14 protein-coding genes and 2 riboswitches are annotated in these 12,058 nt (G+C 35.4%); of the genes, 7 read left to right on the forward strand and 7 right to left on the reverse strand.

Going from position 1 to position 12,058, the window contains the following annotated elements; translation table 11 throughout:
- Window positions 1-53: 53 nt before the first annotated feature.
- Window positions 54-830 carry a 3-hydroxybutyrate dehydrogenase gene (locus F8162_RS10340; RefSeq protein ID WP_151632879.1) on the forward strand — a complete coding sequence of 259 codons (777 nt, stop codon included), beginning with the start codon at window positions 54-56 and terminating at the stop codon, window positions 828-830.
- A gap of 94 nt (window positions 831-924) precedes the next feature.
- Here the strand turns inward: F8162_RS10340 and F8162_RS10345 are convergent, their stop codons facing one another.
- From F8162_RS10345 to F8162_RS10360, 4 genes are all read right to left on the reverse strand, one after another.
- Entirely contained in the window at window positions 925-1,062 is a 138-nt protein-coding gene (locus F8162_RS10345) for a YvrJ family protein (RefSeq protein WP_000393345.1), read from the reverse strand.
- 63 nt (window positions 1,063-1,125) lie between these two features.
- Complete coding sequence (mtnA, locus tag F8162_RS10350; RefSeq protein WP_151632881.1) at window positions 1,126-2,190, reverse strand: S-methyl-5-thioribose-1-phosphate isomerase; 1,065 nt, start codon at window positions 2,188-2,190, stop codon at window positions 1,126-1,128.
- Window positions 2,187-3,368: an S-methyl-5-thioribose kinase gene (gene mtnK / locus F8162_RS10355; RefSeq protein ID WP_151632883.1), complete on the reverse strand. Its 1,182-nt coding sequence runs from the start codon at window positions 3,366-3,368 to the stop codon at window positions 2,187-2,189. The genes mtnA and mtnK overlap by 4 nt, the downstream gene beginning before the upstream one ends.
- A gap of 89 nt (window positions 3,369-3,457) precedes the next feature.
- Window positions 3,458-3,601: riboswitch (SAM riboswitch) on the reverse strand.
- A gap of 72 nt (window positions 3,602-3,673) precedes the next feature.
- Window positions 3,674-4,453: a carbon-nitrogen family hydrolase gene (locus F8162_RS10360; RefSeq protein ID WP_151632885.1), complete on the reverse strand. Its 780-nt coding sequence runs from the start codon at window positions 4,451-4,453 to the stop codon at window positions 3,674-3,676.
- A 99-nt stretch (window positions 4,454-4,552) separates the two neighbouring features.
- Between F8162_RS10360 and F8162_RS10365 the strand changes: the two genes are divergently transcribed.
- The 6 genes from F8162_RS10365 to F8162_RS10390 all read left to right on the forward strand — a co-directional run bounded on the left by F8162_RS10365 (window position 4,553) and on the right by F8162_RS10390 (window position 9,549).
- Window positions 4,553-5,731, forward strand: coding sequence for a pyridoxal phosphate-dependent aminotransferase (locus F8162_RS10365; RefSeq protein ID WP_151632887.1), 1,179 nt, complete (start codon window positions 4,553-4,555; stop codon window positions 5,729-5,731).
- 64 nt (window positions 5,732-5,795) lie between these two features.
- Window positions 5,796-5,901: riboswitch (SAM riboswitch) on the forward strand.
- Between the two features lie 64 nt (window positions 5,902-5,965).
- The gene (gene mtnW / locus F8162_RS10370; protein WP_151632889.1) at window positions 5,966-7,210 is read left to right on the forward strand and encodes a 2,3-diketo-5-methylthiopentyl-1-phosphate enolase; all 1,245 of its coding nucleotides are present in this window, start codon (window positions 5,966-5,968) and stop codon (window positions 7,208-7,210) included.
- Window positions 7,207-7,866, forward strand: a complete 660-nt coding sequence (gene mtnX / locus F8162_RS10375; protein WP_151632891.1) for a 2-hydroxy-3-keto-5-methylthiopentenyl-1-phosphate phosphatase — start codon at window positions 7,207-7,209, stop codon at window positions 7,864-7,866. Before mtnW ends, mtnX begins: the two co-directional genes overlap by 4 nt.
- Window positions 7,863-8,501, forward strand: a complete 639-nt coding sequence (locus F8162_RS10380; RefSeq protein ID WP_151632893.1) for a methylthioribulose 1-phosphate dehydratase — start codon at window positions 7,863-7,865, stop codon at window positions 8,499-8,501. Before mtnX ends, F8162_RS10380 begins: the two co-directional genes overlap by 4 nt.
- A complete protein-coding gene (locus F8162_RS10385) occupies window positions 8,479-8,991 on the forward strand; it encodes a 1,2-dihydroxy-3-keto-5-methylthiopentene dioxygenase (protein ID WP_151632895.1) in 513 nt (170 codons plus the stop codon). The genes F8162_RS10380 and F8162_RS10385 overlap by 23 nt, the downstream gene beginning before the upstream one ends.
- Before the next feature lie 282 nt (window positions 8,992-9,273).
- Window positions 9,274-9,549 carry a hypothetical protein gene (locus tag F8162_RS10390; protein WP_151632897.1) on the forward strand — a complete coding sequence of 92 codons (276 nt, stop codon included), beginning with the start codon at window positions 9,274-9,276 and terminating at the stop codon, window positions 9,547-9,549.
- 110 nt (window positions 9,550-9,659) lie between these two features.
- Here the strand turns inward: F8162_RS10390 and F8162_RS10395 are convergent, their stop codons facing one another.
- The 3 genes from F8162_RS10395 to F8162_RS10405 are packed head-to-tail and all read right to left on the reverse strand — an operon-like array spanning window position 9,660 to window position 12,017.
- Window positions 9,660-9,992: a DUF3909 family protein gene (locus tag F8162_RS10395; protein WP_151632899.1), complete on the reverse strand. Its 333-nt coding sequence runs from the start codon at window positions 9,990-9,992 to the stop codon at window positions 9,660-9,662.
- 5 nt (window positions 9,993-9,997) lie between these two features.
- Entirely contained in the window at window positions 9,998-10,876 is an 879-nt protein-coding gene (locus tag F8162_RS10400) for an NAD(P)-dependent oxidoreductase (protein ID WP_151632901.1), read from the reverse strand.
- 4 nt (window positions 10,877-10,880) lie between these two features.
- On the reverse strand, window positions 10,881-12,017 hold the full coding sequence (locus tag F8162_RS10405; RefSeq protein WP_151632903.1) for a serine hydrolase domain-containing protein: 1,137 nt from the start codon (window positions 12,015-12,017) through the stop codon (window positions 10,881-10,883).
- Between the last annotated feature and the right edge of the window lie 41 nt (window positions 12,018-12,058).

Raw genomic sequence — 12,058 nt, forward strand, 5'->3', positions numbered from 1 at the left:
CCCCTCTAAATAGAGCAATATGAGAATTTTATTACGAAAGGATGTTTTTCACCATGGTTACAAATCGAGTTGTCTTTTTAACAGGTGCTGCAAGTGGCATTGGTTATGAGATGGGAAACGCTTTTGCAAAAGAAGGTGCAAAAGTTGTTATTAGCGATCGTCTTGAAGAACGTGCAAAAGAAGCTGCTGAACAACTACAAAAAGAAGGCTATCAAGCTATCGGTTTAAAATGTGATGTTACATCTGAAGAAGAAATTACAGGAGCAATTTCTCAAACAGTTAATCATTTCGGTTCATTACATATATTAATTAACAACGCAGGAATGCAACATGTTTCACCAATTGAAGATTTTCCAACCGAAAAGTTCGAACTGCTTATTAAAATTATGCAAATCGCTCCTTTTATCGCAATTAAGCATGCTTTCCCAATCATGAAAAAACAAAAGTATGGCCGAATTATTAATGTCGCTTCCATTAATGGCCTCGTTGGATTTGCTGGAAAATCTGCCTATAATAGCGCCAAACATGGCGTAATTGGATTAACAAAAGTTGCCGCTTTAGAAGGCGCTACTCACGGAATTACCGTTAATGCGCTTTGTCCTGGTTATGTCGATACCCCTCTTGTACGTAATCAACTACAAGATTTAGCTACTACACGAAATGTACCACTTGAAAATGTTTTAGAGGATGTCATTTATCCACTTGTACCTCAAAAACGCTTATTACAAGTACAAGAAATCTCTGATTATGCTATGTTTTTAGGGAGCGAAAAAGCAAAAGGTATAACTGGTCAAGCAGTTGTTATCGATGGGGGTTATACTACTCAATAAAGTGAAGGCTTTTACTGTCCGTTAATGCGGAATAAAAAATAAAGTTTGCTCACGAAGAGCAAACTTTATTTTACTTTCTATCGCGAGGACCTTCCTACTTTAGTAATTGTTTAGGGAGTTTCTCGATCGCAACAATTACCCCATCTAATTTACTTTCAATACGATGGAGTAAATATAATGTTACAACAATCGGAAACCCTACATTACCTACCATTCTGATCCACTCTTCCATCTTTTTTGCCCCCTTTCATTCTATAAATAAGAGAAAAGAAAACATTTAGGCATAAAAGACAAGCTATTTTATATTAGCTTGTCTTTCAAATAATGATGCAATTTCCAATTTATAATCCCCGCGTATAATCCCTTTTTCAGTAATAATACCTGTAATTAATTCATTCGGTGTTACGTCAAATGCAGGATTATAAACAGTAGTTCCAATTGGCGCCACTTGTTTTCCAAAAATTTTCGTAACTTCTGTTTCATCTCTTTCTTCAATAACAATTTCTGCACCTGTTTGTTTCGTAATATCAAACGTAGATAACGGAGCTGCAACATAGAACGGGATATCGAAATACTTTGCTAATATAGCTAAATTCATTGTTCCGATTTTATTTGCAGTATCTCCATTTGCGACAATTCGGTCCGCTCCTACAATAATCGCGTTTATTTCTTTCGTTTGAATAGCATGAGCTGCCGTATTATCTGTAATAAGTGTTACATTAATATTTGCCTGTTTTAATTCCCAGGTCGTTAAACGCCCGCCTTGTAAAACCGGTCTCGTTTCACACGCATACGCATGTAAACGTACACCTTTTTCTTTCCCCATATAAAACGGTGCTAATGCAGTACCATATCTAGCAGTTGCAATACTTCCAGCGTTACAAATTGTTAAAATATTATCACCGTCTTTAAAACATGATAATGCATGTTCTCCAATACTTCGGCATACCGTTTCATCTTCTTGTTGAATGCGAAGCGCTTCTTCTTCTAATATTTTGTGTGCTTCTTTTATTGTAGTGATTTCTCGAATCGATTCTCTCATACGATCAATTGCCCAAAATAAATTAACTGCTGTCGGGCGTGACGTTCCTAAATAATTGCAATCTCTATTAAATTTCTTTTGAAATTCTTCAATATGTGCTGTGTTATATTTTTTTGATGCAAGCGCCAAACCAAATGCAGCTACAATTCCAATTGCAGGTGCTCCTCGTACTTCTAGCATGACAATACTTTTCCATACCTCTTCAATCGTCGTTAACGTTTTGTATTCTGTGCTATGCGGCAACTTTGTTTGATTTAATACTGCAATGGCATCACCTTTCCAACTGACAGACCTCGGGACAGTAACAATTGTACTCATGCTTTTACCCCTCCAGAAACTGTCTGTTGAAATAACGTTCGGAACAGTTGAATATCAGCGCTCTTAGATTCATATTTTATTAGTTCTTTACCTAAGGATAGCGCTTGTTTCTTAGCTTGAATTCTCGTTTCTTTATTTGCTATTTCATCTAAATCAGCTACATTCGCTAAGCCAATTGTTCTTCGGATAAGCTCACATCCGACGAATCCAACGGCATCCGTAAAAATATTTTGCAAAATAATTGGCAACCATTGTTTCTCTTTCGTATATGCTTCTACACCTTCTCCAATCCATAACTTCGTAAAAGCTTCTACAAAATAACTCCACGTCTTCTCAATATGGAAAAATAGCACACTTCTCTGTTCTTCTTCCCTAGATAGAGCATTTAATAATAGATTTGCAATAAATTGACCCAGGTCAAATCCAAATGGGCCATATGTTGCAAATTCCGGATCAATCACTTTCGTTTCAGAAGGCGATGAAAAAATACTACCAGTATGTAAATCACCGTGAATAAGCGCTTCTTTTCTCGTTAAAAATTTATATTTATATTGTGCGACTTTTAACTTTAAATTTTTGTCACTCCACAATTCATCAACCGCTAGTTGTAACTCTGGCTCATAATCATTCGTATCGTAATGACCAAATGGATCTGTAAACACTAAATCTTCTGTAATCTTACAAAGGTCTGGGTTTACAAATGCACCTTCTAGTACCCTTTTCTCTTCTGATTCTAACCCGAAATCTGAAGTATAAAACAAAACATGCGCTAGAAAACGACCAATATGTTGGGATAAAAGTGGGTACTCCTCTCCATCTATTAATCCTTTTCTTGTAATTGTTAGCCTTGATAAGTCCTCGATGACTGTTACTGCTAACTCTTCATCATGACTGTACACTAACGGCACATATTCCGGTACATACTTCGCAAAAATTTGTAATGCTTTACTTTCAATCGTCGCTCTTTTTATAGACAATGGCCAGCTCTCACCAACTACTTTCGCATACGGCAGTGCTTGTTTTATTATAATAGACTTCTCTCCATCATCTAATTTGAATACGTAATTTAAATTTCCATCTCCAATTTCATGACAAACTACATTTGCTTTCTTTTCAAAATAACCATGTTCTTTCGCATATTGTATAGCTGTCGTTTCAGTTAATGAATAATATCCCATCGTCTTCTCCCCCTTTTAAATTCAGAGGTTTTTCTAACACAGAAAAACCTCTTTCCACTAAGAAAGAGGTTTGAAGTTTACCTTCTCCCCTCTTATCTGCCAGAAAGTTTTACTTTCTGCTGGAATTAGCACCGTGCCTTTTGGCGTCTCATAAACGCCCCATTTCACAATGGTATTACGGTCGGTTGCTGGGCTTCATCGGGCCAAATCCCTCCACCTGCTCTTGATAAGAGTTGTATAATTTTTTAGAATTTTTAACTTTATGTTGAAGACTATACCAAGAATAAAAATCGCTTGTCAACATTTTATTTGTATAATTCTGGACGACGATCTGCAAAAACTGGAATTCCTTTGCGTACTTCTTTAATTTTCTCAAAAGTAAGCTCTCCAAATAAAATGGATTCTTCTTTATTCGCTTCTACAATAACTTCGCCCCAAGGATCGACAATTAAAGAATGACCGGCAAACTCATTATTCGGATCCTTTCCTGCCCTATTACATGCAACAACATAACATTGATTTTCAACTGCTCTTGCTTGCAATAGCAAACGCCAATGTGCTAACCGAACTAATGGCCATTCTGCTACAACAAATAAAACTTTTGCACCTTTAGCGGTATGGACGCGCATCCACTCCGGAAAACGAATGTCATAACAAATTGTGCCGGCGCACTCTACATTATCTAGCTTAAATTCACCTGTACTATTTCCAGCGATTAAATATTTATGTTCATCCATAAGCTGAAATAAGTGCACTTTACTATATTCATTAATTAGTTCTCCTTTATTAGTTACAACATACATTGTATTTGTAACACCTTGCTCTGTTTGCTTCGCTATAGACCCACCGACAATATGTACACCATATTGCTTCGACCATTCTTTCAGCTTTTCTTTCGTTTGCAATCCATCCCTATCTGCAATTTCAGTAAGCCTCGTTAAATCATATCCCGTTGTCCATAGTTCTGGTAAGACAATAACATCTGGTCTTTCCTTCATCGCTTCGCTTATTTTATTTTTAGCATTCTCAATATTTTTTTCTACATCTCCAAAGACAATATCCATTTGAATACATGCGACTTTCATTTTGTCAGCCCCATTCTTAATTTTTTTCTTTACAAAATACTGGAAAGATTATATCATTTGTCACTAGAATTGTAACAACTTTCAAAAGAGGTGGAAAGTATGAAATTATTTCAACCTTCTGAGATAGTAACATCATTGCCTACACAATTTTTCGCTTCACTTGTTGCAAAAGTTAACAAAGTCGTTGCAGCTGGTCACGATGTTATTAATCTAGGTCAAGGTAATCCAGATCAACCAACACCGCAGCATATCGTAAAAGCTTTACAAGATGCTGCAGAAAAGACCATTCATCATAAATATCCGCCATTTCGCGGACATGAAAGTTTAAAAGAAGCCGTTGCAACATTCTATCAACGTGAATATGATGTAGTAGTAAATCCCAAAACAGAAGTTGCTATTTTGTTTGGTGGAAAAGCTGGATTAGTAGAATTACCACTTTGTTTTACAAACCCTGGTGATACGATTCTCGTTCCAGATCCAGGCTATCCAGATTATTTATCAGGAGTTGCTTTAGCAAAAGCACAATTTGAAACAATGCCGCTACTTGCAGAAAATAATTTTTTACCAGATTATACGAAAATTGATGACTCTATTGCCGATCGTGCAAAGTTGATGTTTTTAAACTATCCAAATAATCCTACTGGTGCTACTGCATCAAAAGATTTCTTTGATGAAACCATTCATTTTGCTAATGAACATAATATATTAGTCGTTCATGATTTTGCTTACGGTGCTATTGGATTTGATGGTCAAAAACCTGTTAGTTTCTTGCAAGCAGACGGTGCTAAAGATACAGGTATTGAAATTTACACTCTATCGAAAACTTTCAATATGGCTGGATGGCGCATCGCTTTTGCTGTGGGAAATGAAAGTGTGATTGAAACAATTAACTTATTACAAGATCATATGTATGTTAGTATTTTTGGTGCAGTTCAAGATGCTGCCCGCGAAGCACTATTAAGTTCACAGTCTTGCGTAATAGACCTTGTAAATAGTTACGAATCTCGCAGAAATGCTCTTGTTTCAGCTTGTCACTCAATTGGTTGGAATGTAGACATTCCAACAGGCTCATTCTTTGCATGGCTTCCTGTTCCGAAAGGATATACATCTGAGCAATTTTCTAATATTTTACTAGAAAAAGCACACGTTGCAGTTGCTCCTGGTGTTGGATTTGGTGAACATGGCGAAGGATATGTCCGTGTTGGTCTCTTACATACAGAAGATAGATTACGAGAAGCCATTAATCGAATTGATAAATTAAATTTTTTCAAAAAGTAATTGACAACATGAAAAATATCTGACAAAATTCAGTTATCTTAAAAATTTAAACATTTCTAAATACTTCTTATCAAGAGCAGGTGGAGGGACGAGCCCGACGAAACCCGGCAACCGATCTACAATTGTAGACACGGTGCTAATTCTCGCAGCATTACGCTGACAGATAAGGAGCTGGTTGTAAAAAAACCTCTCCTTAGCTGAGAGGTTTTTTTATTTAACTAGGAGGTTATAACAATGAGCGGAATTATAGCGACATATTTAATCCATGATGATTCACATAACTTAGAAAAAAAAGCTGAGCAAATTGCACTCGGTTTAACAATTGGCTCTTGGACTCATTTGCCACACTTATTGCAAGAACAATTAAAACAGCATAAAGGCAACGTCATTCATGTTGAGGAATTAGCTGAACAAGAACATACCAATTCGTATTTACGTAAAAAAGTTAAACGTGGGATTATTAAAATCGAATATCCGTTATTAAACTTCAGTCCAGACTTACCAGCAATTTTAACAACTACATTCGGAAAGCTATCACTTGATGGCGAAGTGAAATTAATCGACTTAACTTTTTCAGACGAGTTAAAAGAGTATTTTCCTGGTCCAAAGTTCGGGATAGATGGTATTCGAAACCTTTTACAAGTGCATGAGCGTCCCCTTTTAATGAGCATTTTCAAAGGAATGATTGGACGAAATATTGGATATTTAAAAACGCAATTACGCGATCAAGCGATTGGTGGTGTAGATATAGTAAAAGATGATGAAATATTATTTGAGAATGCATTAACACCGCTTACGAAACGCATTGTATCTGGAAAAGAAGTTTTAGAATCCGTATATGAAACATACGGACATAAAACGTTATATGCCGTAAATTTAACAGGACGGACTTTTGATTTAAAAGAAAATGCGAAACGTGCAGTACAAGCTGGGGCAGATATTCTATTATTTAACGTATTTGCTTACGGACTAGATGTACTACAATCACTTGCAGAAGATGATGAAATCCCAGTTCCTATTATGGCACACCCTGCTGTAAGTGGTGCTTACTCAGCATCCAAGTTATATGGAGTTTCCTCTCCATTATTACTCGGAAAGCTACTACGTTATGCTGGCGCGGACTTTTCATTATTCCCATCTCCATACGGAAGTGTTGCACTAGAAAAAGAGGAGGCTCTTGCTATCTCAAAATATTTAACTGAAGACGATGCATTTTTCAAGAAGAGTTTTTCTGTTCCGTCTGCTGGTATTCACCCTGGTTTCGTTCCCTTTATTGTACGAGATTTTGGTAAAGATGTTGTTATTAATGCTGGCGGCGGGATACACGGACATCCGAACGGGGCGCAGGGCGGCGGTAAAGCTTTCCGTACTGCAATTGATGCTACGTTGCAAAATAAACCTCTCCATGAAGTAGATGACATAAATTTACATAGCGCACTACAAATATGGGGAAATCCCTCTCATGAGGTGAAATTATGAGTATTCAAGTATTTTGTGATTTCGATGGCACGATTACAAATAATGATAACATTATGTCCATTATGGAAAAATTCGCACCACCAGAAGCTGAAGAAGTAAAGAATAGAATATTATCACAAGAGCTATCTATTCAAGAAGGTGTTTCTCAATTATTTCAATTAATACCTACTAATCTACATGATGATATGATTCAATTTTTAATAGAGACTGCTGAAATCCGTAGTGGTTTTCATGAATTTATACAATTTGTAAATGAAAATAATATTTCATTTTACGTTATATCAGGTGGAATGGACTTCTTCGTCTATCCACTCTTACAAGGACTCATTCCAAAAGAGCAAATTTACTGTAATGAAACAGATTTTTCAAGTGAATACATTACCGTTAAGTGGCCTCATCCTTGTGATCATCATTGTCAAAATCATTGCGGATTATGCAAATCATCACTAATCCGTAAATTAAGTGATACGAATGACTTCCATATTGTGATTGGAGATTCCATTACTGATTTACAAGCTGCGAAACAAGCGGATAAAGTATTTGCACGCGACTACCTTATTACAAAGTGTGAAGAGAATCATATTGCTTATACACCCTTTGAGACATTTCACGATGTTCAAGCTGCATTAAAACATTTGTTGGAGGTAAAATTATGAAACAACTTTTTCGTCAATGGTATGACTTAAGCGAGATAAAAAAAGAATTAACAATACGAAATTGGTTTCCTGCAACGAGTGGTAATATTTCTATAAAGGTTAGTCATGAGCCACTTACTTTTCTTATTACAGCAAGTGGTAAAGATAAAACAAAAACTACTCCAGATGACTTTCTATTAGTAGATCATCTAGGTGTTCCCGTATTAGAGAGTGAATTACGCCCTTCAGCAGAAACAATATTACATACACATATTTATAACAATACGAATGCCGGGTGCGTACTTCACGTTCATACAACTGATAACAATGTCATCACAAATTTATATAGTGATGCAGTCACCCTTCAAAATCAAGAAATTATTAAAGCTCTCGATATTTGGGAAGAAGGTGCAACAATTCACATTCCTATTATCGAAAACCACGGCCATATCCCAACGCTTGGTGAAAACTTCCGAAAGCATATACAAGGCGATTCGGGAGCAGTATTAATCCGTAATCACGGTATTACCGTATGGGGCCGAGATAGCTTTGATGCAAAGAAAAGATTAGAAGCTTATGAGTTTTTATTCCAATTTCATATAAAACTATTATCAATTCAAGGAGGCGTTTCTAATGGCGCAAATTCGTATTCATGAAGTAAATACTCGCATTGAAAATGAGGTGGAAGTATCTAAATTTCTACAAGAGGAAGGCGTTTTATATGAGAAATGGAACATCTCTAAGCTTCCTACTCATTTAAATGAAAATTATTCGTTAACAGATGAAAACAAGACTGAAATATTAGCTGTGTTTTCAAAAGAAATCGCTGATGTTTCAGCGCGCCGAGGTTATAAAGCACATGATGTCATTTCACTTTCTGATAGCATACCTAACCTCGAGGAATTGTTAATTAATTTCCAAAAAGAACACCATCATACTGATGATGAAGTTCGCTTTATTGTTAGTGGGCATGGCATCTTTGCCATTGAAGGAAAAGATGGAAAATTCTTTGACGTTGAACTTGAGCCAGGCGATCTTATATCTGTACCTGAAAATGCAAGACATTATTTTACCTTACAAGATGATCGTCAAGTTGTAGCTATTCGTATTTTTGTTACAACTGAAGGCTGGGTTCCAATCTATTAAGGTAGTTAGTTGAATAAAAGGACTTGGATCCCCTTTTCCAACCTTTTATTCACTCTACATATATACATCCTCCTATAGAACAGGCTTATTTCAAAAATGAAATAAGCCTGATTTTTTATTTTTTCAAATGTATGATCCCTTCCGTTTTTCAAGTGTATTTATTAACACTTCTTGAACATTTCTTGAACTTTTTTTGAATTTTTTCTGAAAATTCTGTTTTATATATGATATACTACAATTAACTAAGAAGGAAACGAATATCGCAAACAGAGGGGGATAATCATGAGTTTACTTATCGCACTTATACTAGGGGTTACATGTGGAGCATTTCCTGTTATTTTAGGAGCTATTATGGAAGAGTTAGAAGTTGGTGTTTTAGGATTTGTTGCATCTTGTGTAAGCGCTTTATTTTTTGGTTTATTCGGTGCTATTCCTGTTTCAATTCTGTGTGCCTTTTATATAATTCGCCATGCACGTACAAAACAATTTGGTCATAATCACATCGCTCAAGTTATTCCATTCCCAATTGAACGATGTCGCCGAGCTTCTAGCTTATAATTATAAAATTGAATATACCTTAATAAATAAAAGTCCTCAAATGAGGACTTTTATTTATTTATTTATTTATTTATTTATTTATTTATTTATTTATTTATTTATTTATTTATTTATTTATTTTCTTCTAGAAATTGAAACAATTCTTGTAGATGTAAGACGTCTTCACTATAGCTAACAGATACGTGACATATACCGTCAATCTCTGCTTGCATATAAAGGTCAACTCCATCTCGATCATATTTCAATGCTAAATAAAACTCCATTTCTTCTAGCATCTTTTTTGAAGTTCGAATAACGTAATGCCCTTGCTCATCTCTTCCATATTCGAATTCCGGTTCAAAATCATATTTTTGTTTAAAAGCTTCTCTTTGTTTGTCATTAATTTGTATACAAGTTGCTCGTTGCACAGCATCAACCATCTCATCAAATTTTTGAAGATCCATTTTATTTACCCCCTTATGTATTTTTTGTATAACACTTGTGTTCCGCTATTCTCTTCCCCATCATTGATTAGCTCTTCATACAATTTCTTCGCCAAGCTTAAACCTGGTACTGGTAATTGCAATTTTTCAGCCTCATCTAAAGCAATCTTCATATCTTTCATAAAATGCTTTACATAAAACCCTGGTTCAAAATCTCCCTTTAACATTCGAGGAGCTAAATTACTCAATGACCAGCTACCTGCTGCTCCCGTTGAAATACTCTCTAATACTTTATCAGGATCTAATCCAGCCTTTTTCGCATAAGCAACAGCTTCACATACTCCAATCATATTAGAAGCAATCGCAATTTGATTGCACATTTTTGTATGTTGTCCACTTCCAGCTGGCCCTTGCAACTGAATATTTGTTCCTAGTTTTTCAAATAACGGTAAACATTTTTCATATATTTCTTTTTCCCCACCGACCATAATTGCGAGTCTTGCTTCTTTCGCACCAACGTCTCCTCCAGATACAGGCGCATCTAACGTATATATATTCTTACTTTTACCAGTTTCATTAATACGTTTTGCCAATGTTGGTGTAGATGTCGTGAAATCAATTGCTATCGTGCCTTCATTTGCATTCTCCAAAATTCCATCTATCCCAAAGTACACTTCTTCTACATCATGTGGATATCCAACCATAGTCATTACAACATCTACTTGCTTTACTAACTCTTTCGGTGTATCACACCAATTTGCACCATCTTGCACTAAAGAGTCTGTTTTCGCTTTTGTTCTATTATATACATATACTTTATGACCGTCTCGCATTAAATGACGCACCATACTTTTTCCCATTACACCAATACCGATGAAACCTATTGATACATTTTTACATTCCATTTTCTCATCCCCTTTGTTCTAATAAATCACTTACCATCTTTCGGAACTCGTTATTAAAATCATCATCCATACTATTTTTCACATTTGAAAATAAAATAACAAAAGTACCTTTTTCTTTATTAAAATTATTGAACGTGTTCCAGCCAGATAGTACACCATGATTATGAAAATAATCTGGATATATGTAAAAACTAAATGCATATTTTCCTTCTGTTGAAGATGAAAACATCGCTTGTATACTTTGTTCAGAAAGAAGTTTCCCATTTATAATCGCTTCGTCTAACTTCTTCATATCACCAACTGTCGTATACATCTCACCGCATCCGTATAACCAGTCCATTAACAATTTTTGTGCAGGTTCAAGTACATTCTCTTTCTTAACATATCCTTTCGTAAAATGCGGATCTCCCTGAGCCATATTGCCCATACCAGATTCATGCATTTCTGCTTTAGTAAATATATTTTCTTTTATGTAATCTCCTAAAGGCTTTTTTGATATGCTTTCTATAATATAGGCAAGCACCATATAATTATAATCTGTATATCTCCAACCTGTTCCTGGTGGAAATTCTAATTTTTGGCTTCCAATCCAATTTACTAAGTTTATACGAGAAGCAGCATTCACTTTCCCTTTTCCGCTTTCCGGTAAACCTGATGTGTGTGTTAACAAATGATATAAAGTAATATTTTTATCTACTGGAAAAGAGGGAATATATTTATTTACATTGTCTTGAATATTTAGCTTCCCTTGTTCCTGCAGCTGTAAAATAGATGTGGCCACGACTGTTTTCGTAATAGAACCGATACGATATTTTGTTTGAGGTGTATTCTCTATCTTATTTTGAACATCAGCATACCCATATCCTTTATTCAATATAACATGCTCTTTACCTGTTACTAAAACCGTTCCATTAAATTGCTTTCCTATCAAATATTGATCTAACTTTTGAGATATACTAGCATAATCAATTTGTTGTTCTTCTTTTTCTTCTATATTCTCTTGTACTTCTGATTCAATAGTAGGATTTACCTTAGTTGTTAATACAGTATTTTCCTTTATACTGGGATTATAGAGAAAATAGTATACTCCAACACAAACTACAGCAGACAGCGAAGCTATCGTCATTATTTTTTTTATCATATTGCTCCTCCATAATTCCTTCGTTCAAAATCCCTCCCACA

It is taken from the genome of Bacillus sp. CH140a_4T (assembly GCF_008923725.1).
Taxonomy (GTDB): Bacteria; Bacillota; Bacilli; order Bacillales; family Bacillaceae_G; genus Bacillus_A.

Coding starts and splice junctions, on each gene's coding strand:
- F8162_RS10340 (WP_151632879.1), top strand. CDS start 54: ATGGTTACAAATCGAGTTGTCTTTTTAACAGGTGCTGCAAGTGGCATT.
- F8162_RS10345 (WP_000393345.1), bottom strand. CDS start 1,062: ATGGAAGAGTGGATCAGAATGGTAGGTAATGTAGGGTTTCCGATTGTT.
- mtnA (WP_151632881.1), bottom strand. CDS start 2,190: ATGAGTACAATTGTTACTGTCCCGAGGTCTGTCAGTTGGAAAGGTGAT.
- mtnK (WP_151632883.1), bottom strand. CDS start 3,368: ATGGGATATTATTCATTAACTGAAACGACAGCTATACAATATGCGAAA.
- F8162_RS10360 (WP_151632885.1), bottom strand. CDS start 4,453: ATGAAAGTCGCATGTATTCAAATGGATATTGTCTTTGGAGATGTAGAA.
- F8162_RS10365 (WP_151632887.1), top strand. CDS start 4,553: ATGAAATTATTTCAACCTTCTGAGATAGTAACATCATTGCCTACACAA.
- mtnW (WP_151632889.1), top strand. CDS start 5,966: ATGAGCGGAATTATAGCGACATATTTAATCCATGATGATTCACATAAC.
- mtnX (WP_151632891.1), top strand. CDS start 7,207: ATGAGTATTCAAGTATTTTGTGATTTCGATGGCACGATTACAAATAAT.
- F8162_RS10380 (WP_151632893.1), top strand. CDS start 7,863: ATGAAACAACTTTTTCGTCAATGGTATGACTTAAGCGAGATAAAAAAA.
- F8162_RS10385 (WP_151632895.1), top strand. CDS start 8,479: ATGGCGCAAATTCGTATTCATGAAGTAAATACTCGCATTGAAAATGAG.
- F8162_RS10390 (WP_151632897.1), top strand. CDS start 9,274: ATGAGTTTACTTATCGCACTTATACTAGGGGTTACATGTGGAGCATTT.
- F8162_RS10395 (WP_151632899.1), bottom strand. CDS start 9,992: ATGGATCTTCAAAAATTTGATGAGATGGTTGATGCTGTGCAACGAGCA.
- F8162_RS10400 (WP_151632901.1), bottom strand. CDS start 10,876: ATGGAATGTAAAAATGTATCAATAGGTTTCATCGGTATTGGTGTAATG.
- F8162_RS10405 (WP_151632903.1), bottom strand. CDS start 12,017: ATGATAAAAAAAATAATGACGATAGCTTCGCTGTCTGCTGTAGTTTGT.